This window comes from Bradyrhizobium sp. Kon10, from assembly GCF_055807395.1.
Window position 1 is genome coordinate 1 of sequence record NZ_JBVVOZ010000003.1, and the last position, 24,077, is coordinate 24,077.

19 protein-coding genes and 1 pseudogene are annotated in these 24,077 nt (G+C 62.8%); 5 read left to right on the plus strand and 15 right to left on the minus strand.

Annotated features, from left to right (window positions below; genetic code table 11):
- Nucleotides 1-210, plus strand: a pseudogene (locus tag AC0L2O_RS05390) (ABC transporter); the annotation flags it as partial.
- 156 nt (nucleotides 211-366) lie between these two features.
- Here AC0L2O_RS05390 and AC0L2O_RS05395 read toward each other — a convergent pair.
- From AC0L2O_RS05395 to AC0L2O_RS05405, 3 genes are all read right to left on the minus strand, one after another.
- A complete protein-coding gene (locus tag AC0L2O_RS05395; protein ID WP_473368968.1) occupies nucleotides 367-2,373 on the minus strand; it encodes an O-linked N-acetylglucosamine transferase, SPINDLY family protein in 2,007 nt (668 codons plus the stop codon).
- A gap of 180 nt (nucleotides 2,374-2,553) precedes the next feature.
- Entirely contained in the window at nucleotides 2,554-2,811 is a 258-nt protein-coding gene (locus tag AC0L2O_RS05400; RefSeq protein ID WP_473368969.1) for a DUF3551 domain-containing protein, read from the minus strand.
- Nucleotides 2,812-2,945: 134 nt separating this feature from the next.
- Nucleotides 2,946-4,430, minus strand: coding sequence for a porin (locus AC0L2O_RS05405; protein WP_473368970.1), 1,485 nt, complete (start codon nucleotides 4,428-4,430; stop codon nucleotides 2,946-2,948).
- 717 nt (nucleotides 4,431-5,147) lie between these two features.
- On the opposite strand from AC0L2O_RS05405, the gene AC0L2O_RS05410 reads away from it, so the two are divergent.
- From AC0L2O_RS05410 to AC0L2O_RS05420, 3 genes are all read left to right on the plus strand, one after another.
- Nucleotides 5,148-5,879, plus strand: a complete 732-nt coding sequence (locus AC0L2O_RS05410) for a hypothetical protein (RefSeq protein ID WP_369726665.1) — start codon at nucleotides 5,148-5,150, stop codon at nucleotides 5,877-5,879.
- 768 nt (nucleotides 5,880-6,647) lie between these two features.
- Nucleotides 6,648-6,908 carry a DUF3551 domain-containing protein gene (locus AC0L2O_RS05415; RefSeq protein WP_473368971.1) on the plus strand — a complete coding sequence of 87 codons (261 nt, stop codon included), beginning with the start codon at nucleotides 6,648-6,650 and terminating at the stop codon, nucleotides 6,906-6,908.
- A 385-nt stretch (nucleotides 6,909-7,293) separates the two neighbouring features.
- A complete protein-coding gene (locus AC0L2O_RS05420; protein WP_409192374.1) occupies nucleotides 7,294-8,190 on the plus strand; it encodes an FkbM family methyltransferase in 897 nt (298 codons plus the stop codon).
- Nucleotides 8,191-8,255: 65 nt separating this feature from the next.
- Here AC0L2O_RS05420 and AC0L2O_RS05425 read toward each other — a convergent pair whose 3' ends face one another.
- The 10 genes from AC0L2O_RS05425 to miaA form a co-directional block, all read right to left on the minus strand.
- Complete coding sequence (locus AC0L2O_RS05425; RefSeq protein WP_473368972.1) at nucleotides 8,256-9,356, minus strand: DUF2336 domain-containing protein; 1,101 nt, start codon at nucleotides 9,354-9,356, stop codon at nucleotides 8,256-8,258.
- Nucleotides 9,357-9,407: 51 nt separating this feature from the next.
- Nucleotides 9,408-12,746: a bifunctional diguanylate cyclase/phosphodiesterase gene (locus tag AC0L2O_RS05430; protein ID WP_473368973.1), complete on the minus strand. Its 3,339-nt coding sequence runs from the start codon at nucleotides 12,744-12,746 to the stop codon at nucleotides 9,408-9,410.
- A gap of 300 nt (nucleotides 12,747-13,046) precedes the next feature.
- Nucleotides 13,047-14,066, minus strand: a complete 1,020-nt coding sequence (ilvC, locus tag AC0L2O_RS05435) for a ketol-acid reductoisomerase (RefSeq protein WP_409192372.1) — start codon at nucleotides 14,064-14,066, stop codon at nucleotides 13,047-13,049.
- Between the two features lie 133 nt (nucleotides 14,067-14,199).
- Nucleotides 14,200-14,802 (minus strand): LysE family translocator, encoded by a 603-nt coding sequence (locus AC0L2O_RS05440; RefSeq protein WP_473368974.1) that lies wholly within the window; start codon nucleotides 14,800-14,802, stop codon nucleotides 14,200-14,202.
- Nucleotides 14,803-14,809: 7 nt separating this feature from the next.
- Complete coding sequence (locus AC0L2O_RS05445) at nucleotides 14,810-15,685, minus strand: EamA family transporter (RefSeq protein ID WP_473368975.1); 876 nt, start codon at nucleotides 15,683-15,685, stop codon at nucleotides 14,810-14,812.
- Nucleotides 15,682-16,377, minus strand: a complete 696-nt coding sequence (locus AC0L2O_RS05450; RefSeq protein ID WP_473368976.1) for a class I SAM-dependent methyltransferase — start codon at nucleotides 16,375-16,377, stop codon at nucleotides 15,682-15,684. Before AC0L2O_RS05450 ends, AC0L2O_RS05445 begins: the two co-directional genes overlap by 4 nt.
- A 3-nt stretch (nucleotides 16,378-16,380) precedes the next feature.
- Entirely contained in the window at nucleotides 16,381-16,923 is a 543-nt protein-coding gene (gene ilvN, locus AC0L2O_RS05455) for an acetolactate synthase small subunit (protein ID WP_369721805.1), read from the minus strand.
- A 22-nt stretch (nucleotides 16,924-16,945) separates the two neighbouring features.
- Complete coding sequence (locus AC0L2O_RS05460; protein ID WP_473368977.1) at nucleotides 16,946-17,917, minus strand: threonine dehydratase; 972 nt, start codon at nucleotides 17,915-17,917, stop codon at nucleotides 16,946-16,948.
- A gap of 154 nt (nucleotides 17,918-18,071) precedes the next feature.
- A complete protein-coding gene (locus tag AC0L2O_RS05465) occupies nucleotides 18,072-19,847 on the minus strand; it encodes an acetolactate synthase 3 large subunit (protein ID WP_369721803.1) in 1,776 nt (591 codons plus the stop codon).
- 327 nt (nucleotides 19,848-20,174) lie between these two features.
- Nucleotides 20,175-21,131, minus strand: a complete 957-nt coding sequence (gene miaA / locus AC0L2O_RS05470) for a tRNA (adenosine(37)-N6)-dimethylallyltransferase MiaA (protein WP_473368978.1) — start codon at nucleotides 21,129-21,131, stop codon at nucleotides 20,175-20,177.
- 11 nt (nucleotides 21,132-21,142) lie between these two features.
- Here miaA and serB point away from each other — a divergent pair, with 11 nt between their 5' ends.
- Entirely contained in the window at nucleotides 21,143-22,048 is a 906-nt protein-coding gene (gene serB / locus AC0L2O_RS05475) for a phosphoserine phosphatase SerB (RefSeq protein ID WP_473368979.1), read from the plus strand.
- A 138-nt stretch (nucleotides 22,049-22,186) separates the two neighbouring features.
- Here the strand turns inward: serB and AC0L2O_RS05480 are convergent, their stop codons facing one another.
- Together AC0L2O_RS05480 and AC0L2O_RS05485 are read right to left on the minus strand one after the other, a co-directional pair.
- Nucleotides 22,187-23,704, minus strand: coding sequence for a Do family serine endopeptidase (locus tag AC0L2O_RS05480; RefSeq protein ID WP_473368980.1), 1,518 nt, complete (start codon nucleotides 23,702-23,704; stop codon nucleotides 22,187-22,189).
- A gap of 146 nt (nucleotides 23,705-23,850) precedes the next feature.
- Nucleotides 23,851-24,057 (minus strand): DUF2065 domain-containing protein, encoded by a 207-nt coding sequence (locus tag AC0L2O_RS05485; RefSeq protein ID WP_369721800.1) that lies wholly within the window; start codon nucleotides 24,055-24,057, stop codon nucleotides 23,851-23,853.
- Nucleotides 24,058-24,077 lie beyond the last annotated feature (20 nt).

Here is a 24,077-nt window from a genome sequence, read left to right on the forward strand (position 1 = left end):
GAGGCCGCGCTCAAGGACCCGGCGGCGGCGCAGATCCAGGCGTCCGCTTCGCAGGACCCGTTCTTCATGGCGCGGCGCGCGGTGCAGATCGGTGTCGGCATACTCAACGGCCAGAAGCCAGCCTCGACGGTCGAGCTCCTGCCCTCGAAGCTCGTGACCCGGAACAATGTCGCCGAGTACAAGGGCTGGACCTCGGACCGGTCGCAGTAACCGATCGTTTCTGATGCGTTGCGCTCTGCGCCGCTCGCGGGACCACGAGCCCACGGGCGGCGTTTCCTCGCGCGCGCACCAGATTCATCCCTAGACCACTTAGTCAGGACGCCACATAGCGAGCGCCGACCGCGTCGCAAGCTCGAGAGAGCAGGTCTAGCCGGCAAACGAGGCCGGCGCTTCGCCAGCGCGATGCCGGCGCCATATTTCGTTGAAGGCGTTTTCGATGTGTCGCGTCATACCCACAGTATCGAACAGAGGCCAAGTGGACCGATGCGCCGCCAGCTTGCTCTTGAGGGCGGTTCGAAGTTCGGAATCATGCGCGATCCGAAGCGCTAGGGTCTCATATTCGTCCAGCGATCGCGTCACCAGCTCAGGAAGGCCGACAGCATTCAAGAGACTGGCTGCGACACGTCCCGCAAAGGCGGTGCCGAGACAGGTCAGGACGGGCAAGCCAGCCCAAAGAGCGTCGCTGGCCGCGGTATGGGCGTTGTAAGGCAATGTGTCGAGGTACAGATCCGCCAGCTGGTGGCGCGCCAAATGTTCGTCGGCAGCCGCGAATGGGGCGAACACGATTCGTTCGGCGGCGATGCCGCGCGCAACGGCTTCACGCCTCAGGTTCTCCCTGGCGATCGGGTCCGCATCAAGCAGCCAAAGGACGCTGCCGGCGGTTTTGCCAAGCAGCCTCATCCAGACATCGAACAGCACCGGCGTGATCTTGGACGTTCTGTTGAACGCGCAGTAGACGAATGCATCATCCGCAAGTCCGACCTCGCTCCGGGCCGGTAGCTTTGGCAGGATCGGTCGCTTTGCGTCGGTCGCCTGATAGCTATGAGGGAGGTAAATCACCTTCTCGGCGTAATACTTCTGCTCTGCTTCGGGGATCACGATCGGGTCGGCCATGATGTAGTCCATATAGGACGCACCCATGGTGCCGGGAAAGCCGAGATAGTTGACCTGGATGGGAGCCGCCCGGCGCGCCAGGATTTTCGGCCGCGCACCGGCGGTGAAGCCGCCCAGATCGACGAGCACCTCAACGTCGAGCTGGCGTATCAGCTTGACCACGTCCTCGTCGGGAACGTGGCTGACATCCTCAAAGCGTTCAAATGCGGCCTTGAGGCGGTCGCGCATCTTGCCGCGGTCGTCCGGTCCGTAGGAGATGGCGCTGATGTCGAAGCGCTCGCGATCGTGCGCCTCGAAGAGACCAGCCGCCAAATACGCGACGGCGTGATTGCAAAAATCGGCAGACATGTACGCGACCCGCAGCCGGGAAACCGGCGACGGAGTTCCAGGTCTCGCGGCACCTCGGTCCGGTGCGACCTCGGCGACATAGGTCTTGGCACAGGTCAATTGGTGCGCGGGAGACGACGAGGTATGAAAGAAGGTGAAGGGGTCGACCGCCACGCCGGATTCGACCGCCTCGTCCAGCGCGGCCTGTTCACGTTCGAAACTGCGCCAGTCGCCACGCTTCCGCCTGGCAGCAACGAGCTTGCTCAACGCGAACGGGAAAGCCTTGTTCAGCGCGACCGTTTTTTCGAGCGCTGCGATGGCTTCGTCGTGCCGGCCCATTTGGGCAAGGACCTCAGACAGGACGAAATGGTTATGCGGATTCGAAGGCACAAGCTCGACGGCCCTTTGGTAGCTGTCATGCGCCTGGTCCAGCTGGCCGAGCTGCTGGAACGCACTGCCTCGGTTTGCGAACGCTGCGCTCGATGGCGCGATCGCAATGGCGCGATCAAATTCCGCGATCGCGCCGCGAAGCTCCTGCCGTGCCATCAGGATCGCTCCGCGATTCACATAGGCGTCCGCGAAGTCGGGCGACAGCGCAATCGTTTTGGCAAGCCAGGCGAGCGCATCGTCTGGCTTGTTCAATGCGCGCAGCACGTTGGCATAGTTGAAAAGAACGTCGGGATTGCCGGGATCGACCCGGGCAGCCTTCTTGAGCAATGGCTCGGCATCCGCGAAATTGCCACGTTGGGCGTGCAACAGCCCCAGCATATGGAGCGCGATGGGATGCGTTCGGCTTCCCCTCAGGATGGCCGCGTAAGTCCGCTCTGCTTCCGACAGATTGCCAGAACGGTGCGCCGCAACGGCCTGGTCCAGAATAGCCGACGTATGCAGTGAAGGGGCCGAAGCTCCCTTGTTTCGGCTTTGCTGCGACATGTGATTGGGTTTCTGGATGAAGGATTTGTGCTCTGGCGAATTCGCACAAAAACTCTAGTCGGCTTTCATGGAGAGAACAACGGCCAGACCTGCGCCTCAAGGCGCGAAACGACCGTGCGGGTACCTAGATTCGCGCGCGAGAATATCGATGCCGGGCAATTGCGGTGGCCGCGATCGCAGCTATCGCGGACGTGGACCGCGGTCTGGATAGGACGGCCGTTGCACATAAGGGTTCGCCAAGCACATGGCGGAAAGTCCCGCAGCGGACGCTCTACACTCTTCCCACGAACTATACCGGCACGAAATCGAAGTGCCGCCGCCCCACTCCCACTTCTGCAGGCAAACCGGATAATCGCCGCCGAACCGTTGAGCCGCGGCTGGACCGGCCGCGGACATTGCAATCCAAACCAGGAGGAGAAAGGGAAGCGCGCGCATCATGTAACTCCGACGATTTGCGACCCTAACACGGCATCTCCAATTTTCGCGCGGCGAAGATGTTCAAGCTGACCCGCAAAAAAGTAGACCCCCAGCGAAACCGCTGGGGGCCTTTGGTATCGGCTCAGAATTAAGTCTTAGAAGTTACGCTGAGCGCGCAGCAGCATCTGGAGCGAGCTCTGGTCCTTCAGCTCGTACACAGCTGCCGGCTTGGCAGCGGCTGCAAACGCCGGGGCGGCGATGAAGCCCGAGTACTTCTGGTCCAGAACCGAGTAGCTCAGGTCCGCGGTGAAGGTCAGGTTCTTGACCGGGGTCCACGCGGTGTTGATGCCGACAGCCGCGAAGTTGAAGTCGGGATTACAGGTAGAACCCGCGACTGCAAGCGTAGCGAAGCCGGCGCAGATGAGTGCCTTGCCCGTATCGCCATACTTCAACTGAGCATACGCACCGTAGATGCCCGACGCCCAGTATGGGTTCCAGTTGTGGGTATAACCACCGCGGAAGCCCCAGGTCTTGACGGTATCGATACCGGTGTTCACGCCACCAATGGTGCCGAAGACGCCGTCAGCAATTCCGGCCACGCCGATGCTCTGGTACGCCGCGCTGCTGCCGCCGTACATGAAGAAGGCCTGCGGGAACAAGCTCTGGAAGTTGTACCGAGATGCGCCATCGGTGTAGACAGCCTGCAGGTTGATGCTGTCGCCAGCCCCTGTCGGGATGTTCTTGATGGACAACGCACCCTGAACCGCCCAGCCCCACTTATCGGCGGGATGGTCAGTGGGTTCGGTCGTGCCGTAGTACGCGGAGTGGATCTCATGCGCGACGGCCGAAATCTGGGCCAGACCCCAGGCCTGGTCGACGCGGACCTGACCGACGATGTCGGGCGAACGCGTGCCACCCCAATCATTGGCGCCATAGGTGCCCGTGATGAAACCAGCAGCTGTGAACCCGTTGGTGTTAAAGAGGTTCGACTGGCCACCGGCCGCCGTCGTCATGTCCTGCAACGCGATCGAAGCGGTGATGCCCTGGCCGAAGTCAGCCGTGTAGGCAACCTGGTTGATGCCGGTCACGTTGTTGCTGCCGCCCGGAAGCGTATCGGGACCGCCAGCGGGATAGCTCTGCCACGGAGCGTCGAAGATCGACACGGTGCGACCGAAGGTGAAGCCTGCGAACTGGATGAACGCATGGTAGAGGCCGAGCGTGGCGGAACCGGTCGAAAACGCCGACGGGGTGCTGCCGGTGACCGAGGTCGAGTCCCAGCTGAAGACCAGATCGGCGAAGGTGCGAACCACGCCGTACTCGGTCGCAGTGCGCGTATCGATGGTCAAGTCCTGACGAGCGCGACCATGGTAGTAGTCGGTCAGGCGGTTGTTCGTACCGGCTGACGAGCCCTGGCGGAAGTTGTAGTCGCCAGCGCCGCCGAGCATCAGGTCGGCGCGCAGATAGCCGCCGAGCTTGATGCAAGTGTCAGTGCCCGGGATGTAGTAGAAACCCGCACCGTACAGGGAGCAGATCCTCACGTATTCGACGGCCTTGGCCTTCAACGGAAGATCGGCTGCCTGGGCTCCGCCAGCGGCGACCAGACCCGCCACTGAGCCGAGCAAAAGGCTCTTAAAGTTCATGTTAACCTCCAAGTTTGCTCTCCAGGGACGGTCATTGACCGGACGGCCAATTCCCCGTTCCCCCTCTAATCACCGCTAGAGCCGATCGCGTCTTGGGACACACCCGCATAAACGCGAGGGACTTAAGCGAAAGACTTAGACGGGACGACCTCGGGATGCCCCCCTCCGTCGCAACGGGATAAGAAACGATCGGACCTGATCAATCAATGATCGATTGCCTCGGTTTGGGCAGGGAACGGCCGTTTTCCAGCGATTGTTGCACAAATATCACGATTGCTTGAACCGAAGAATGGCGCGCAAGCACTTGATAAATGGTGGCATTTTCTCTTGGAATCGTTCAATATGCACTTGTCCCCAAGCGCACCATGTCCGCCTCGTTGGCAGCCCAAACCTGCCCGATTTACCCGCCGTGCCGTGATGCCACGCGGCATCTTCATCTCAGCCCAGTGGCGGCGGACTAGAATCGGTCCCGCGTGCGTTTGGGGGGCCGCGGCGTCTGGATTCGGTCCCCATTTTCCCCGCCGGCGGTCCGGATTGGCGCCGGTTCCGCGGAGCCTTATGCTCGCCGGATCTCTTGCGAATAGGTTGCCGGCTCGACGCTTCCCGTCATATCGATTCTGCTGGAACGTGGTCGTAAAAGCGCCGACATTGCCGCAGATCAACCTTGTCCTGCGCGAACGGCATCACGTGAAAATTCTCGATTACGGACGGTATTCAATGGGCAGCTTCACCACCAGGTCGATCGTCGGGCGCCCCGGGCAGGGTATGAGGCGCCGGCTGAAGTTCGCCGCCGTGATGCTGGGTGTCGGTCTGGTATGTTCGGCAGGTGTGGCCCGCGCCGGCGATGACGATGAGGACGACGATAGAACCTTCGAGGAGAGGATCATCGACAACCTCATGTCCGGTCTCGGCGCAAAGAGCATGGAAACTCCCGGCATCGAATATCGCGAGCGGTCGCCCTTGGTGGTTCCGCCCAAGCTCGATCTGCCGCAGCCGACTTCAGCCGAAGGAGCCAAGGTCGCACCTAACTGGCCCAAGGATCCCGACGAGAGGCGGCGCAGGGAAGCCGCTGCCGCAAGGAAGAAAAGTGGAGGCAACAGGGCGGTCGACCCGTATGTGGCTGCCCAACCCTTGACGCCGAAAGAACTCGATGCCGGCCGCGTAGCAGCACCACGGGAGAACTCTGATCCCGTCCAGCCGGGGGTCAGCCCGAATCAACCGACTCTGAGCCCTGCCCAGCTCGGCTACTCAGGTGGCTTGTTCGGTACGTTGTTCAAGAGCGGCAGCAGCGAACAGAAGCCGTTCACGGGAGAACCCACGCGGAGGAGCCTCGTAGAGCCACCGCCGGGATACCAGACCCCTTCGTCCAACTATGCCTACGGCTCTGGCGCTGATGACTCGAAGCGGACCTATTTCGACGTGCTATCGGGCAAGGAAAAGGAGAAGTGAGTCGCTTCTGAGCGATCCGGAGGATTCGCATCGACTCCCGAGCGGCCAGCGCTGCACACCCTTCGCCATCGTCGCCGCCGTCAATTCCCCGCAAGCGACTATTCCAACAGACCTCCGACTACGGTCTTTTTGCGTATGCTCACGTCGGAGCATCTCGATCATCGCGATTAGCCCTGGCCACGATGACGCGCGACGGAGATGCGCCTACTCGCCTGGAGCAGCGGCACTAACAAGCGCCAGCCGCAAACCCTCATGTCTGCCCAATAGGAACGTTCACGCTCCGCTCAGTTTGTCCCGCACCTGCAATCAAACTGGAGTTGTGAAATGCGAAATACGACCTTGTCGATCCTCACGTGTGCGCTGCTCGCCGCGGCCTCGATGACGGGAGCTTATGCTCAAGGAGCCGGTGGCACTGGTGGAGCTGGTGGCGCTGGGGCCGGGGCCGGTGCAGGGGCTGGAACTGGAGCTGGAAGTGGCGCAGGAGCTGGGGTGAGCGGTGGCGGGACAACCGGAGCTGGCACGGGAGGCGTCGGAGCTAGCGGCGCAGGGAATTCCGGCATGGGGAGCAGCGGCGCGAGCGGAGGAGCCGGAGGGCTTCAAAGAAATGCAATTCGGCCAGGCAGAGGAGAAGATCCTACCCACCGCTAACGAGTTGCGGAAACGCCGTGTAGATTTTGGCGAGACAACAAATTAGACGTCTCGGCGAACGACCTCAGCCCGCCAGCGTAGCTGGCGGGCTCTTCGGACCACCTACGAGAAGAACCAATCATGCATACCATTCTGCTTTTGCTGGCGTTGGCGGCGCCGAGCCCGCCCACTGCCGACGCACCAGCCTCTCGGATATCCTATGAATATCCTTGGTGCGTGATGGGAGGTGAGATGGGCTATGACTGCTCATACAGTACGAGAGCTCAATGCCTGGCGTCAGCTTCTGGCCGCTCGAACGTATATTGCGATTTAAACCCGCGGGCATCGATCCAGGAGCAACCGTCCGCAGGACGGACCGTGCACCCGCGCCGGGCACGTTGAGTGTACCTTGCCTGAACTCTGTAGATTCGCAGTGGTCCGCGTTCCTCATCGCGCGACCGCGTTGACCAGCAAAGAGCCTGCCGTTCAGTTCGCATCGTCTCCTTCGGATACATCGGCCTCTTGGCTACTCTTACCCCACTCCGTTCGACTGGCTCTTTGATTCAGCCGCGTTCGTTGATGTTCGTCTTGATAATGTTCGCTTCCGCCGTTGTTGACTTTGCGCAAAGGAATCCATTTATCCCGCATCGTCGTCTGCGATATACCTAGCGCCACAGACAACGAATACTGTTGTCAAACCTATGCCTTTCGACGCGCGACTTCTTCGAGTCGCCATTGCATCGCGATCCAATCTGCCCGAACAAAGAGAAGTGGTCACGGCGGTCACATGAACAACAAAGAACCGGATCTACTCAACGGTCTGATCCAGCCGGCGCGACTGACGTCGGTGGTCGATGTCGGGGCCAACCCGATTGACGGTGACCCGCCCTACAAAGCGATGCTGCAACGAAGACTTTGCACCGTCGTTGGTTTTGAACCGCAGGACGAGGCGCTCGCTGTGCTCAATGCCCGCAAGAGCGACCTGGAGAGCTACTATCACTACGTCCTCGGAAACGGGCACAAGGCGAAACTGCGCTTCTGCCGGACACCGGGAATGACAAGCCTGCTGCTTCCGGATCAGAATGTTCTGTCGCATTTCGCTAAATTCGCCGAATGGGGCAGCGTGGTCAGTGAACATCCGGTCCAGACCCGCAGGCTCGACGATATCGCCGAAATCCGCGATCTGGATTTGCTGAAAATCGACGTTCAGGGCTCCGAACTGGCTGTCTTCGGAAGCGGGCGCCAAAAGCTGAAGCAGGCGGTCGCCATCCAAACGGAGGTCTCGTTTCTTTGCCTCTACAAGGAGCAGCCGACATTCGGCGATATCGACGTCGAATTGCGCAAACAAGGGTTCGTTCCCCACGCTTTTACGGCGATCAACCGGCGCATGATCGCCCCGTTGAGCGACCCGTCCAATCCGTATGCGGCCATGAACCAGTTGCTGGAGGCTGACATCGTCTATGTGCGAAACTTCATGCGGCCAGCCGAGATGACGGTCGAGCAACTGAAACATCTCGCAATGATTGCTCATCATTGCTACCGTTCGTTCGACCTTGCCGCGAACTGCGTTCACCACCTGATTGCGCGCAAGGCGATCCCCGACCAATCGATCCGCGAGTACCTGGCGTCTTTCCAGGCCCCTGCCGCGCCGACCGTGAGTAGTTCGGAAAATGCAGGTTTGTAGCCGGCGAAGAATGAGCCGCAACGCTTCGGGGAGGCCAGCGAGCAAGCGTGGTTCGACCACCGGGGCTAGTGCGAAGCACCCTGCCCTGCGCGCTCCCGGAGCCGATAGAACTGGAGCGCCGCCTTCGCGGTATTCGGCTTCAGCCGCAGGAAGCTCGCAAAGCATTGCTCCAATCGTTCTTTCGCCTCGTGGGCTGCGTCGGGCTGAAACGTCAAGATCGCCTTCGTCGTGTCCCAGGATAGACCGACGGCTTTGGCGAGAATGAGAATCTGCTCGGGCTCGGAGCGGACCAGCGCACGCTCGATCGCTCCAATCGGCAGATCGCTCATGAGCGACAAGGCAACGGCAGTCTTGTCAAAACTTCGCTCGCCGATGAAGCCCAGCACGCGTGCCTCGTCGAGTTGCCCGACCGAATGCAGGGATTTCACCTCGGCCAACGCCCGGGCATGCTCGCTTGAGCCTGCTCGCGCTACCGTCTGAAGCTTATCGGAACCCTCCGCAATGGCACTCTGGATCAGAGCTGCCTGGCGTGGATCGGCCGTCTCCAACTTGGATCGCACCATCTCGGATGCATGGACGAACAATTTCAGCAGGGTCTCGCGCGGAATATCCGGGCGGGCCCAGATGCACATCGCGAGCGCGCTATTGTCTCGCGCGCGCCCGACGAGGCTGGACATACCCTGTGGCGAGAATCTGGCGCCGCCATTGCTTGCGGCCCGTACCGCAACATCGTTGTTGCCGCGTCCGACGAGGACATCGGTGACGGGTTCCGTCAACTGGGTTCGACCGGCGATGGCCAGCAGGTGATCCTGGCTCTTGGTCCTCGCGTTCTCCGCCAACGTCGCCTCGTCGAGCCGTGGCGAGTGCTCAAGTATCGGCATCGCCACCTCCGGCGCGTCGTCAAACGCCAATAGACGGATGGTCCGGCGGGGTGCGTCGGGCAATCTGGAAAGACGGCTCCCGAACGACGCCCGGGCGGCACATTCGATGGTCCGGAGCAGCGTGCTCATCACCTCGTCGAATAGATCGATCTGCTCGTCCGTAAATTTGCCCGAGCCGAACACGAAGAGATCGGCGACCTTTCGCAGGAGCTCGGCACGCTTTGACAGCTCGCGGCTGGCGAGCGTCGCCTCGAGTTGATCGATCAGGCCGTTCTCCAAGTTCATCTTCTGCATCCTGAACAATGAGCCGCCTGTGTTCCGGCGGAGGTCATGCCATCACGCGACGTTCTGCACCGGCAAGATCGCCTTGAAGTCGAGTTCGGAATTCGGCACCGGCCGCCCGAACAGATATCCTTGCGCGAAGTCTACTCCGGCCGCTTTCAAGGCCTCGAATTGCGCGGGGAGTTCGACGCCTTTCGCGACCGTCGCGACATCGAGACCACGCGCCAATGCGGCGGCGGAGGCGACCACAGCGGCGCAGTCCCTTCGCGTCGCACAGCCCTGCACGATCGCCCGGTCGATCTTGAATTTGTCGAATGGAAAGCTCTGGAGGTAGCTTGCGGCGGAATAGCCCACGCCGCAATTATCGAGCACGACGCCAATGCCCAGGTTCTTCAATTGCCGGACCGTGAGCAGGTGAGCCGCCAGATTCCCTTCGATGAGCGCAGCGTCGGGAATTTCGAGTTCGAGCCGCTCGGGCGACAGCCCCGACTCGACGAGCGCGCACAGGACGACATCCAGGATGTTGGGCTTGTGGAACTGGGCAGCGCTCATATTGACGGCGACGCGGATGTGCGCCGGCCAGGCGGACGCATCCAGGCAAGCCTGCCGCAAGATCCATTCACCAAGTGGCAACATCAGTCCGGCCGCCTCGGCAGCGGCCAGAAACTGCGAAGGCGGCAACACGCCCTTCGAAGGGTGATGCCAGCGCACGAAGCACTCCAGGCCCGTCGTCGCGCGCGTCCGAACATCAATCACGGGCTGGTAGTGCAGCTCGAATTCATTGCGATCAACGGCGTCCCGCAGTTCGCCCTCCATCCACTTTTGCGTGTCGGCAGCTTCCGTCATGTCGGTCTGGAAGATGCGGAAATCGTTTCGTCCGCCGGATTTCGTGGCATAAAGTGCGAGGTCAGCCTTCCGCAGCAACGTCTCGGGGTTGACGCCATGCTCGGGCGCAAAGGCGATCCCGATGCTAGTACCGACGCTGACGCGGTTGCTGCCGAGATCGAACGGTTGCTCGATGAGGCCAATGATCCTCAGCGCCAGTGCGATCGCACCTTCGCTCTGATCGTTTTCGTTCTCCTGGATGATCGCAAATTCATCGCCGCCAAGCCGGGCCAACACGTCCGTATCCCGCAGCGACGAACTCAGTCGGCGCGCGACATCGACCAGCAGCTGGTCGCCTGCGGCGTGACCGAGCGTATCGTTGACCAGCTTGAACCGGTCGAGATCGAGCATCAGCACGGTGAATGTCGTGCCATGCCTTTGCAAACGCTTTGCCGCTTCGTCGAGCTTTTCCGAAAAGACGGCGCGGTTCGCCAGACCCGTGAGCAGGTCGTGCTGTGCGAGATACGCGATACGCTTCTCGTTTCTCGCCCGATCGGTGATGTCCTCATGGGTCGTGAGCCAGCCACCGTCCTGCATCATGTGCCGCGCAATCGCGACGACACGCCCGTCCGCAAGCTCGCGCGTCTCGTTGAGCTGCTTCACGTTGCGATCGAGATAGACCTCCGGCGCGACATCGACAAAATGCGTACCTTGCTCGCGACGATACTCGAGAATTTGCGCCAGCGTGGTTCCGGGTTTGATCCGGCTGTGGTCAATGTGGTAAATGTCGCAATAGCGCGCGTTCGACACCACGATCCTCTGCTCCGCATCGAACATGCAAAGCCCCTGGGACATGTTGTTGAGGGCGGCATCGAAGCGCAAGTTGATGGCCTCGAGCTCCGCAGCTTTCTGCGCCAGCATTTGCTCGCCACGTTTCTGCTCGGTGACGTCTTCGTGCGTCGCGACCCAGCCGCCGTCGGGCAGCGGCTTGCGCTGGATCAGGATCTGGCGGTGGTCTTTCAACTCATAGTCCTGCTGTCGCTGGGTCGGCATGAGCCGGACATGCTGATCGACGCTCAGCGAGCTGGCTTCGCCGCGATCCTGATAGTGCTGCAATATCCGCTGCAGCGGCGTACCGGGCCTGACGAGTTCGTCCGGCAGATCGTACATCTGCTGGTACCGGCAGTTGGAAACGACCAGGTTCTTGTCTGCGTCAAACAGGCACAGGCCTTGATTCATGTTATTGATCGCGACATCGAACCGCGCGTTGATCAGCTTCAGTTCGGCGGCATTTTCGGCCAGCAGGATCTCGTCTCGCTGCCTCTCGGTGATATCCTGATGAGTCGCGACCCAGCCACCATCCAGCATCGGCGTTCGCACGATCGAGATGGTCCGGCCATCGGCGAGTGTGATGATCCTCGGAGTCCGGTGCCTTGCGCCGTCGAGGAACTCCCTGACATCGAGATCGCCTGCAACGCTCTTGTAGCCACGGACGATGCTGTTGAGCGGCGTTCCAGGCTCGACCTGCGACTCCGTGAGGTGATAAATCTCGCGATAACGACTGTTGGCGACCAGCAGCTTCTCGCCGGCATCGAACATGCTGAGCCCATGCGGCATGTTGCTCAATGCGACGTCGAACCTGGAGCTCGCGGCCGCAAGCGCATTCGTTTGCCGCCGCAGCAGAAAAGTGCCGATCAGAAGGATGGCGACGATCGCAGCAGCGAGTGGTCCAAAGGTGTAGAGATGCCGATACCATGGCTGCAGCACGTGAGCGCGCGCGTAGGTCACGACCAGAACCAGCGGCAGACCGGACACGGCCTTGTAGCCCGCGATACGCGCGACGCCGTCGACGGGACTCGTCAGTTCGTATGAGCCGACCTCGGAGACCGGTAGATACTGGTTGAACAGCGGCCCGCCGGCGACCGACATCCCCAGCACCTTATTCTGCTCCGGAACGCGCGCGAGGATCCGCCCGTTGCGATGGAGCAGCACCACCGAGCCATTCGGGCCAAGATCGATCTTGCGGTAGATCTTGAGGAGAAAGGATTGATCCAGCGGCGCAGTGACGATGCCCGCAAAGCTCCCATCCGGGTTGCTCAAACGGCGCGACGCCGCGCTGAACCATTTGTCGCCCCCTGCCGAGCGATAGGGTGGCGCAACGAACAATCCGGTGCCGGCACCATCGCGCTGCGCGATGAAGTGCGCCATGTCGGAGATGTTGTTGCGCGGCAGCGCGTGGTCGTAGGAGTGCGCAACGACCGTTCCGGATGCATCGGTCCAACCCACCGCGACAAGGATCGACGAACTCTTGACCAGTTGCCGCAACGCGGCGTTGGCGGCACCGGGATCGGCGTATTTTCCCGACAAAGCGTCGTTGCGGATCGCCTGCGCCTCAAGCAACACGCGATCGATGTCTTCGAACGTCATCGCGGCGTGTTCGGCCAGAATGGCCGAGAGATTGAGAGCATCGGTTTTGGCAGACGCGACCGCTTCTCGATAGCGGACGGCCAGATCGACGAGAAACAAGGCGACGACGACGAACGAAAACAGCAGGCCCAGGATCGTCACAGACGATCCCGGCGATCCGGCCAGCCTTCGCCAAGCTTTCAGCATTGCACGTCTGTGGTTCGAGCGAACGGCCCACCATCGCCCTGCAACGCTAAGATTTGGTTGAACCGGCTATCGCAAATTGAACTCGGTAGTCCTACGGATGGATGCCGGAGGCATCTCCATACCGATCAGTACCCCACCCCACGCCGGGCACTCCGGTTAGGAATGGCGCGCAGGTAGCCCCCCGGACCAGCGCACGCCGCTGGACGATGCTTCGCATCGCCAGCAGTGTTGCGCTGCGTCCGGGGGAGCCAGACCTTAGTTCTTGCTCTTGTCGACCAGCGCGCCCTTCTTGATCCAGGGCATCATGTCGCGCAGCTTCGCGCCGACTTCCTCGATCGGGTGCTGGGCGAGCTTGGCGCGGGTTGCCTTGAACGAGGTCTGGTTGACCTTGTTCTCGAGCATCCAGTCGCGTGCGAACTTGCCCGACTGGATGTCGTTCAGAACCCGCTTCATCTCCTTCTTGGTCTCGTCGGTGACGATGCGCGGCCCGGTGACGTACTCGCCGTACTCGGCCGTGTTGGAGATCGAGTAGTTCATGTTGGCGATGCCGCCTTCATAGATCAGGTCGACGATCAGCTTCACTTCGTGCAGGCACTCGAAATAGGCCATCTCCGGCGCGTAGCCGGCTTCGACCAGGGTCTCGTAGCCACCCTTGATCAGCTCGACCAGGCCGCCGCAGAGCACGACCTGCTCGCCGAACAGGTCGGTCTCGCACTCTTCCTTGAACGAGGTCTCGATGATGCCGGCGCGGCCGCCGCCGATGGCGGAGGCGTAGGACAGGCCGAGGTCATGGGCGTTGCCGGACGAGTCCTTGGCGATCGCGATCAGGCAGGGCACGCCGCCGCCGCGCTGATACTCCGAGCGCACGGTGTGGCCGGGGCCCTTCGGCGCGATCATCAGCACGTCGAGGTCGGCGCGCGGATCGAGCAGGTTGAAGTGGACGTTGAGGCCGTGCGCGAAGACGAGCGCTGCGCCCTTCTTCATGTTGTCGTGCAGGTGCTCGCGATAGATGTCGCCCTGGAGCTCGTCCGGGGTCAGCATCATGACGAGATCGCCCCACTTGGCAGCTTCGGCGACTTCCATCACCTTGAAGCCGGCAGCTTCCGCCTTCTTGGCCGAAGCCGAACCCTTGCGAAGCGCGATCGCGACGTCCTTGACGCCGGAATCCTTGAGGTTGAGCGCATGGGCGTGGCCCTGGCTGCCATAGCCGACGATGACCACCTTCTTGCCCTTGATCAGGTTCAGGTCGGCGTCGCGATCGTAATAAACACGCATGGTCATTTCCTCATTCAGGGGCCGGAAGCGGCCGTTGGTCAGGTCTCAGATCGTGAAATTTGCGGATTTCGGGGGCTGTCTAGAGCATTTTCGGCCCCCTGGGAAACCCGTTTCTGCATGGAAATCCGCGGCATCATGCATCCATGAAAACAGGGTAGAGCGATGCCAACAGCAGGATCGCCATCAACACGTTGAAGACGCGGACCAGCCGCTCGGAGGTCAGGACCGGCCGCAGCGCGCTGCCGAAGAGCGCCCAGACCACGGTCGAGACCGCGCCCACGAGAAGGCTGATCAGGGTCTGGATCGCGATGTTGATTGGAAACCGGGCAATCGCCGCATAGGCGGTGATGGTCCCGATCACGATCACCCAGCCCTTGGCGTTGATCCACTGGAACATGGCCGCGCCCCAGAAGGTCATCGGCCCGCGGGCGCTTGCCTCGCCCGGCTTGGCCGGGCCGGAGAAGGCGATCACGGTGGCGAGGTAAATCAGGTAGGCGGCGCCGGCATATTTCAAAATCGTCTCAAGGATCGGATACGCCAGGAAGACGGTGCCGAGCCCAAGGCCGACAGCACCGATCATGAAGGCGAAGCCGATGACGATGCCGGCGATGTGGGGGATGGTGCGCCGAAAGCCATAGGTCAGGCCCGAGGTCAGCAGCATGATGTTGTTCGGCCCGGGGGTGAAGTACATCACCACCATGAAAGCCAGAAAGGCATAGAAGAGCGAATAGGCCATATTCACCTCACGCGGTTTTCGGCAGCGCGCGCGGCCGCCTGACCAGCACCATCACCGCGATGCCGCCGATCACGGTCAGCATGCCGGCGAGGCGCAGCGGGCCGAACTTCTCGCCGAACACGATGCTGGAGGCGGCAGAACCGACGAACGGCACGAGCAGGGCGAACGGCACCACTTGGGCCGCCGGATAATCACGCAGCAGCCGGCCCCACAGCCAATAGGCAATGCTGGTGGAGATGGCACCGATCACGAGCAGGCACATGAGGCCCCTCAGCGACATGTGGATCACCGCCTGCCAGGTCGGCGCCGGCCCATCGACGGCCAGCGCGAGTGCGAACAACGGCACTGCGGAAGTGAGGCACAGCCACGCGAAGAGGTCGAACATCGGCACGCCACGGGCTCCCCGCAGCAAAACGTTGCCGACAGCAAAACTGATCGGCGCGATCATCAGCACCCCGAAAGCACCGACGCTGAAATCGTAGCCGACGGTGCCGCAGATCATCAGCAGGCCGACGGCCGCAATGAGGACGCCCAGCGTCTGCACCGGCGTCGGGCGCTCACCAAATGCGAGCGCGGCGAAGCCGATGGTGAACAGCGCCTGGCTCTGCACGACGACGGAAGTCAAGCCCACCGGCACCCCATGCGCGATGCCGTAGGCCTGGCTCAGGAACTGACCGAGGAACAGCGTGAAGCTGATCGCGATCAAGAGCGACCATGCGATCTTGGGCTTGCGAACGAACAGGCAAGGCACTGCGGCGATGAGGAAGCGCATCGCAGTCATCAGCTCCGGCGAAAACTCGTCGAGCGCGAACCGGCTCGCCACGAAGGCAAGCCCCCAGATGATCGCCACCAGGATGGCAATGAGGATATCGGCCAGCTTCATGCTTGCTCGCCGGCCTTGGGTTTCCGCAGCAGATAAGTGCCGTGCATCGGCGCGTGGTAGTCGACCGAGACCAGCGTGAAGCCGACATCGGTCAGCATCCGCTCCATCACCCAGCCGAAGGTGGAATATTCGTCGCGCATATGCGCCATCACGCTCTCGCGCGAGAAATCGTGGTTGTTGGTTTGGAAGTCGGCCCATTGCTCGACGTCGCGGTCGACGGCGTCGGGCATCGAGACATAAACAATATCGCGCAGATAGAAGCTCGCGCCCGGCTTCAGCGCGCGATAGATCCGCGACATCGCAACCACCTTCCAGAAATCCGGCAGATGGTGCAGCGTGAACTCGCTGACGATCAGATCGTAGCTTTCCGGCTGGTACGAGAAGCTGAGCAGGCCCGCCGATTGCGTACGGACAGGCGCCTTGCGATCGCGGGCATAGATCTCGGCCAGCGCCAGCATCGCCGGCGAGATGTCGATGGCATCGACCTCGGCACCCATCAGCGCGGCTTCGGTCGCCAGCACACCGTTGCCGCAGCCGATATCGGCGATGCGCCAGCCCCGCTGCACGCCGAGCATCTTGAGCGCGGCGCGCGCGCGCAGATCGGCGTCATCGTGGCTGTCATAAATCGAGGCGACCGCGGGCCCGATGCCGATCCGGTTGCGCTCGTTATAGTACCAGTCGCGCGCCAGCATGGGTCACATCCCTTCGGGCCCGCGGCCGATCGCGGCAACGCCGGTGCGCGACACCTCGACAAGGCCGAGCGGGCGCATCAGGTCGATAAACTGGTTGATTTTTTCGCTATTGCCTGTGATCTCGAACACAAAGCTCTCGGTGGTGGCATCGATCACGCGGGCGCGGAACGCATCCGCAAGCCGCAGCGCTTCGACGCGGTGATCGCCCTGTCCGCGCACCTTGACCATGGCGAGTTCGCGCTCGATCGAGCGCTTGGTCAGCGTCATGTCGACGACGCGGTAGACCGGAATCATGCGGTCGAGCTGGTGCTTGATCTGTTCGATCACCATCGGCGTACCCGTGGTGACGATGGTGATGCGCGAGAGATGCTTCTGGCTCTCGGTCTCCGACACCGTGAGGCTTTCGATGTTGTAGCCGCGCCCGGAGAACAGGCCGATCACGCGCGCGAGCACGCCCGGTTCGTTCTGCACGAGCACGGAGAGCGTATGCGTCTCGCTGGGATCGTGACGCTCCTCGATGAAATAGGCGGATGCGGGCTGGTTCATTGTCGTCCCCTCTTGTCTCTCGTCACGCCATCGCTGGCACGTCCGTCCCGACCCAACGGCGGAACAGATCAAAATCGATGTTGCCGCCGGACAGCACGAGACCGACGCGCCTGCCTGACAGTTTTGTCTTTTCCTGAAGCGCCGCGGCGAGCGCGGCGGCGCCGGCGCCTTCAGCGAGATTGTGCGTGTCGGTCCAGTAGGCGCGGATCGCTGCGGCGACTTCTTCGTCCGTCACCTGGACGATACGCGAGGCACCCTTGCGGATGATGGCAAGCGCTTCCGGATCGGGAATCCGCGTCGCCATGCCGTCGGCGAGCGTATTGCTGGTCTCGGTCGTCACGATCTTCCCCGCGGCGAACGACAGCGCGTAGGACGGCGCCGCGGTCGACTGCACGCCGACAATCTCGGTCTTCAAGCCGAGCAGGTCGCGCGCCAAGATGCAGCCGCAGATGCCGGAGCCCTGCCCGATCGGCACATAGAGGACATCAAGGTCAGGCGCGGCCCTGAACAGTTCGAGCGCATAGGTCGCGACACCCAGCACGAGGTCGGTGTGGAACGACGGCACCATGTGGAGCCCGGCGAACTGCGCGCGGTGTCCGGCCTCCTCGCGCGCGGCCTGAAAGTCCTCACCGTGCTCGACGAGCTCGGCGCCAAAGGCTTTCATCGCACGGTTCTTCTCGACCGAATTGCCGCGCGGCACATAGATCACCGCAGGCACGCCGTGGCGGCTCGCGGCAAAAGCGAGGCTCTGGCCGTGATTGCCGCGCGTCGCCGAGATGATGCCGGGAATGTTCGGCCGCTCGCGCTTGAGCCGATCGAGATAGACCAGCCCGCCGCGCACCTTGAAGGCGCCGATCGGGGTGTGGTTCTCGTGCTTGACCACGACCTCGGTGCCGACCCGCTGGTTCAGCAGCGGCCAGACATGCGCCGGCGTCGGCGGCATCGCCTGCCCCACGATCTTGTGCGCGCGATCGAGCTCCCTCAGGTCGAACATTGTAGCCCTTCCATGGACCATTGCTCACACCTGTCATCCCCGCGAAGGCGGGGATCGAGTGTTCCAGAAGCCCCCGAGAGTGATCGAGAGGCCTCGGCGTACTGGATCGCCCGGTCAAGCCGGGCGATGACAGCGGAGTTTGTAACGATCGCGCTCACACCAGCGCCTTGCCGCCGGCAAACGCCTTTGCCGTTGCCTCGTCATTGGCCTGCTCCGGCAACAGCATCTCGTTGTGCGCCTTGCCGGACGGGATCATCGGGAAGCAGTTTTCCAGCGCGGCGACGCGGCAGTCGAACAGCACCGGGCGCTTGACCGAGATCATCTCCTGGATGGCGCCATCGAGATCGGAAGGCTTGTGCACCTGGATGCCGACGCCGCCATAGGCCTCCGCGAGCTTGACGAAATCCGGCAGCGCTTCCGAGTAGGAATGCGACAGCCGGTTGCCATGCAGCAGTTGCTGCCACTGCCGCACCATGCCCATGTACTGATTGTTCAGGATGAAGATCTTGATCGGTAGCTCGTACTGCACCGCCGTCGACATTTCCTGCATCGTCATCTGCACCGAGGCGTCGCCGGCGATGTCGATGACGAGACTGTCGGGATGGGCCACCTGCACGCCGACCGCGGCCGGCAGGCCGTAGCCCATCGTGCCGAGACCGCCCGAGGTCATCCAGCGATGCGGCTCCTCGAAGCCGAAGAACTGTGCGGCCCACATCTGGTGCTGGCCGACCTCGGTCGTGATGTAGGTGTCCCTGCCGCGCGTCGCCTCGAACAGGCTCTGAATCGCGTGCTGCGGCAGGATGATATCGCTGCTCTTCTTGTAATACAGCGAGTTGCGGGCGCGCCACTGCGCGATCTGCTGCCACCATGCCTTGATGTCGGGCTTCTTCGCCTCCGCCTTGAACACCTGGAGGATGTCGCCCAGGATGTTGCCGCAGTCGCCGATGATCGGCACGTCGACCCGGATGTTCTTGTTGATCGAGGACGGATCGATGTCGATGTGGATCTTCTTCGAATGCGGCGAGAACGCGTCGACGCGGCCGGTGATGCGGTCGTCGAAGCGCGCGCCGACGCACAGCATGACGTCGCAATCATGCATGGTCATGTTGGCTTCGTAGGTGCCGTGCATGCCGAGCATGCCGAGCCAGTTCTTGCCCGACGCCGGATAGGCGCCGAGGCCCATCAGCGTCGAGGTGATCGGAAAGCCGGTGACCTCGACCAGTTCGCGCAGCAGCTTGGTGGCCTCCGGGCCGGAATTGATGACGCCGCCGCCGCTGTAGATCACCGGGCGCTTGGCGCCTGCGAGCAGCGCCACCGCCTTGCGGATCTGCGTCGCGTCACCTTTCACCCGCGGCGCATAGGAGCGGTGCACGTCGGACTTGCGCGGCGGATGATAGGTGCCGGTCGCAAACTGCACGTCCTTCGGCACGTCGACCAGCACCGGGCCGGGACGGCCGGAGGTCGCGACATAGAAGGCCTCGTGCAGCACTTTTGCGAGATCGTTGACATCGCGCACCAGCCAATTGTGCTTGGTGCAGGGGCGCGTGATGCCGACGGTGTCGCATTCCTGGAACGCGTCGTTGCCGATCAGATGCGTCGGGACCTGGCCGGAGATGCAGACCAGCGGGATCGAATCCATCAGCGCGTCGGTGAGCGGCGTCACCATGTTGGTGGCCCCCGGACCGGAGGTCACCAGCGCAACACCCGGCTTTCCGGTCGAGCGCGCGTAGCCTTCAGCAGCATGGCCGGCGCCCTGCTCATGGCGGACCAGGATGTGCTGGACCTCGCTCTGCTGGAAGATCTCGTCATAGATCGGAAGCACCGCGCCGCCGGGATAGCCGAAGATATCCGTCACGCCATGATCGATGAGCGCGCGGACGATCATCGCGGCGCCGGTCATCTGGTTCGGATCGTGGCTCTTGTCACTCATTGGCTTGCTCCGGATGCGCTGTTGCCAGCGGCTTCGTTCGTGTCGGGTTCGGGAAATAAAAAAGGCCCCGAAGAGGGCCCATGCACACCGCCTGTCATGTGGATGGCAGCTAGCCACCCCCGGCGGTGTGCCTGGGTACGACGGCGATAAGGAGTTTGGTAATAATGTTACGCATGGCTGGCGCTCAGCTTCCCAAAGGTTGCGCGAACATAGCGGCCAAAGCCCGGATGTCAAGGCAATGCGGCCGTTCCCGCGCGATTTTGGCAGTGTAGCGGCGTTCCCCGAGTTCGGCGAGAGCAAATTCGCGAGGCGACGCACAAAAGCCCGTCATTCCGGGTCCCGCGCCGCATTGACGACAGCGGCCAGCCACCCCCTCGCCTCCTCGGGCTTCACCCACTCGAACTCGGGCAATTGGTGCCGGAACCAGGTGAATTGCCGCTTGGCGTAGTGGCGGGTATCGGCGCGCCCGATCGAGGCGGCCTCGTCCAGACTGAGCTCGCCGCGCAGGTGCCGCATCAATGCCGGCACGCCATGCGCCTTCATGGCCGGCAGAAGTGGGTCGAGCCGCCTGGCAACCAGCCGCTCGACTTCCCTCACTGCACCGGCCCCCAGCATGGCGTCGAAGCGAGCATCGATGCGGGCATAGAGCTCGTCGCGCTCGGGGCTAAGGAACACCGCGCGAAAACTGTCCTTCGGCAACAGCGGCGGCTCCCCCTCGCGGTGCCAGTCGAGCAGCGAGCGGCCGGTCGCTTCGATCACTTCGAGCGCGCGCGCGATGCGGCTGCGGTCGCGCAGGTTCAATCGCTCGGCCGCGCGCGGATCGCGGCGCGCGAGTTCCGCGTGCAGCGCCTCGACGCCGTTCTGCTCCAGCCGCGCCCGTACGCTCTCGCGCACCTCCGCCGGGATCGGCGGCACGACCGAGAGCCCGGCCGTCAACGCCTTGAAATACAGCCCGGTGCCGCCGATGAAGATCGGCAGGCGATCCTGCGCCTGCGCCTCTTCGAGTGCCCTCGCGGCGTCGCTCACCCAGGCGCCGGCCGAGAAATTCACGGCAGCATCGACATGGCCATAGAGGCGATGCGGCACGCGCGCCTCGTCGCCATGGGTCGGGCGCGCCGTGATGATGCGGAGGTCGCGATAGACCTGCATGGAATCGGCATTGATGACGACGCCATTGGTGGCGAGCGCCAGCTCGAGCGCCAGGGCCGACTTGCCGCTGGCGGTCGGGCCTGCGATAAGCACCGCCTTGCCAACATGCCTTCTGCCGACTTGTCCCTCGCTCACGAAAACCTCAAATGTCCCTCGTCGCCACGCTGATCTGCAATCCCGCCAATCCCGCCCTCGACAGCACCATCGTCGACGGCGCCCGGGCCGTGCTGCCCAAGGCAGCACCGGCGCACTGGCTGTTCGACGGGGTCGCGGTCGACATTCCCTTCGGCGCGGACAGTAACCTCGAAGGCGACCGTCACGCCATCGAGCAGCGGTTGCGCGAGCTTCGCGGCGACCTGCCGATCGACATCGTCGTGCAGCCGGCCGGCTTCCGGCGCAAGAGGCTTTTTCTCGCCGACATGGATTCCACCATGATCGGCCAGGAATGCATCGACGAACTCGCCGATTTCGCCGGACTGAAGGCCCACGTGGCCGCCATCACCGAACGTGCGATGCGCGGCGAGATCGAATTCGAGCCGGCACTGCGCGAGCGCGTTGCGCTTCTGAAGGACCTTCCCGCAGACGTCGTCGACAAGGTGCTGGCCGAACGCATCACGCTGACGCCGGGAGGCCGTGAGCTGGTCGCGACCATGCGCGCGCACGGCGCCTACACCTGCCTGGTCTCCGGCGGCTTCACGCTGTTCACGCGCGCGGTCGCCGCACAGCTCGGCTTCCAGGAGAACCGTGCCAACGAGCTGGTGGTGCGCGACGGCAAGTTCGCCGGTGAGGTGAAGGAGCCGATTTTGGGCCGCGCGGCCAAGCTCGCGACGCTGGTTGATTTGATGGAATCGTTCGATCTCGACGACGTCGACTCGCTCGTGGTTGGCGATGGCGCCAACGATCTCGCGATGATCCAGGCGGCGGGATTGGGCGTAGCGTATCACGCCAAGCCAACCGTGGCGGCCGCGGCGGCCGCGCGGATCGATCACGGCGATCTCACCGCGCTGCTGTATGCGCAGGGGTACAAGCGCGAGGAGTTCGTGGAGGAATAGTCTCCTCTCCGCGGTCATCACCCGCGAAAGCGGGTGATCCAGTATTCCAGAGACAGGGCGAGGATACGGAAAAGCCGCGGCGTACTGGATGCCCCGCTTTCGCGGAGCATGACAGTGAATGTGTGGCTACTTGTGCCGCTACTGCACGCTCAACGCCACGAACCGCAGTTCGCCATCGCCGTTCGAGACCAGCAACAGCACGGACTTCTTGCCGTCCTTCTTGAGCTGGTCGACCCGGTTCTGGATATCGGCGCCGCTCGACACCGCCTCCTGCGCCACCTCGACGATGACATCGCCGGGGGAGAGCCGCTTCTCGGCCGCATCCGAACTGACCTCGACATTGGTGACGACCACGCCCTTGACGGTGTCCTTGATCTTGTAACGCGCGCGCAGATCCTTGCTGAGCGCGGCGAGATCGAGGCCGAGCGCCTTTTGGGTCACGGGCTTCTCCGGCGCGGGCTCGTCGGTCTTCACGGCGGCCTGCACCTTGTCGGCATCCTGGAGCCGGCCGAGCGCAACCTTCTTGGTTTCTTCCTGGCCCTTGCGGATGATGACGACGTCGACCTCCTTGCCGACCGCCGTGTCGGCGACGACGCGGGAGAGATCCTTCGGGTCCTTGACGTCCTTGCCGTCGAATTTGACGACGACGTCGCCGGGCTCGATGCCGGCGGGCTTGGCCGGACCCTTGTCGTCGACACCGGCAACCAGCGCGCCACGCGGCGGCTTGATGTTGAGGCTCTCGGCGATCTCGTCAGTCACGCTCTGAATGCGCACGCCGAGCCAGCCGCGGCGCAACTCACCGAACTGGCGGAGCTGGTCGACGACGCCCGCGACCGTCTTCGACGGCACGGCGAAGCCGATGCCGATCGAGCCGCCGGAGGGCGAGATAATCAGGGTGTTGACCCCGACGACGTCGCCATCGAGATTGAAGAGCGGGCCACCGGAATTGCCGCGGTTGATGGCCGCGTCGGTCTGGATGTAGCTGTCATAGGGGCCCGACGAGATGTCGCGGTTCTTGGCCGAGACGATACCGGCCGTCACGGTGCCGCCGAGGCTGAAGGGGTTGCCGATCGCAACCACCCAGTCGCCCAGGCGCAGCTTGTCGGAGTCGCCGAACTTCACTGACACCAGCGGCTTCGGCGGCTTGAACTTCAGCACGGCGAGATCGGTCTTCTTGTCGACGCCGACCAGCTCGGCCTTGATCTTGCTGCCGTCGTTGAGAATGACGTTGATCTCGTCGGCATCCGCGATGACGTGGTTGTTTGTGACCACGACACCGGAGGTGTCGATGATGAAGCCGGAGCCGAGCGAGTTGGTCTTGCGCGGCGTCGGGTTGTTGTCGGCACCCTTGCTGCCGCCACCGGGTCCGCGGCGGTTCTTGAAGAAGTCGTCGAAGAATTCCTCAAACGGCGAGCCGGGAGGAAGTTGCGGCATGGTGTTGCTGCCGCCGCCGCTGGTCTTGGCGTCGACGGTCTGCGAAGTCGAGATGTTCACGACCGCGTCGATCACCTTCTCGGCGACGTCGGCGATGCCCTCCGGTCCGCGCGCATAGGCCGGCGAGCCCAGCGCGCTGAAGGCGCCGATGGCGATCGCAGCCAGCCCAAATCGCAAGCGGATTGGGCGCAAGCGGGTCATGGCAATGGTGGCAGCGGTCATAGCGGTCTCCAGAGAGAACAAGGATTCGACTCCAGACTGCGCTCGAACCGGGGGACGGCGCAAGCACGGAGCTTAACGGGCCTCAGGGCCCGGACAATACGGCGAAAAGCGGCCCCTCGCCTTCACTTTGGCGTTGATGCGGCCTTCTAAATCGGCCGCCGGATAACCCAGATCAGGATCAATCCGGCCACAGCCGAGCCGATCCCGACAGCGCGCAGGATGTTGTCCGGCGTGGTGATTGCGCTCTTCATGGCCTTGCGCATCCAACTAGGACTTGCCGCGAACATCAGGCCTTCGAGCACGAACAGGATGCCTAGGCCGATGAGGAAGTCGGCGAACGCAATGGACCTCATCGGATTGGAACCTCCCGTTA

Bases quoted from the DNA above. Each gene is read 5' to 3' on its own strand.
- AC0L2O_RS05395 (WP_473368968.1), bottom strand. From the start codon at position 2,373: ATGTCGCAGCAAAGCCGAAACAAGGGAGCTTCGGCCCCTTCACTGCAT.
- AC0L2O_RS05400 (WP_473368969.1), bottom strand. From the start codon at position 2,811: ATGATGCGCGCGCTTCCCTTTCTCCTCCTGGTTTGGATTGCAATGTCC.
- AC0L2O_RS05405 (WP_473368970.1), bottom strand. From the start codon at position 4,430: ATGAACTTTAAGAGCCTTTTGCTCGGCTCAGTGGCGGGTCTGGTCGCC.
- AC0L2O_RS05410 (WP_369726665.1), top strand. From the start codon at position 5,148: ATGGGCAGCTTCACCACCAGGTCGATCGTCGGGCGCCCCGGGCAGGGT.
- AC0L2O_RS05415 (WP_473368971.1), top strand. From the start codon at position 6,648: ATGCATACCATTCTGCTTTTGCTGGCGTTGGCGGCGCCGAGCCCGCCC.
- AC0L2O_RS05420 (WP_409192374.1), top strand. From the start codon at position 7,294: ATGAACAACAAAGAACCGGATCTACTCAACGGTCTGATCCAGCCGGCG.
- AC0L2O_RS05425 (WP_473368972.1), bottom strand. From the start codon at position 9,356: ATGAACTTGGAGAACGGCCTGATCGATCAACTCGAGGCGACGCTCGCC.
- ilvC (WP_409192372.1), bottom strand. From the start codon at position 14,066: ATGCGTGTTTATTACGATCGCGACGCCGACCTGAACCTGATCAAGGGC.
- AC0L2O_RS05440 (WP_473368974.1), bottom strand. From the start codon at position 14,802: ATGGCCTATTCGCTCTTCTATGCCTTTCTGGCTTTCATGGTGGTGATG.
- AC0L2O_RS05445 (WP_473368975.1), bottom strand. From the start codon at position 15,685: ATGAAGCTGGCCGATATCCTCATTGCCATCCTGGTGGCGATCATCTGG.
- AC0L2O_RS05450 (WP_473368976.1), bottom strand. From the start codon at position 16,377: ATGCTGGCGCGCGACTGGTACTATAACGAGCGCAACCGGATCGGCATC.
- ilvN (WP_369721805.1), bottom strand. From the start codon at position 16,923: ATGAACCAGCCCGCATCCGCCTATTTCATCGAGGAGCGTCACGATCCC.
- AC0L2O_RS05460 (WP_473368977.1), bottom strand. From the start codon at position 17,917: ATGTTCGACCTGAGGGAGCTCGATCGCGCGCACAAGATCGTGGGGCAG.
- AC0L2O_RS05465 (WP_369721803.1), bottom strand. From the start codon at position 19,847: ATGAGTGACAAGAGCCACGATCCGAACCAGATGACCGGCGCCGCGATG.
- serB (WP_473368979.1), top strand. From the start codon at position 21,143: ATGTCCCTCGTCGCCACGCTGATCTGCAATCCCGCCAATCCCGCCCTC.
- AC0L2O_RS05480 (WP_473368980.1), bottom strand. From the start codon at position 23,704: ATGACCGCTGCCACCATTGCCATGACCCGCTTGCGCCCAATCCGCTTG.
- AC0L2O_RS05485 (WP_369721800.1), bottom strand. From the start codon at position 24,057: ATGAGGTCCATTGCGTTCGCCGACTTCCTCATCGGCCTAGGCATCCTG.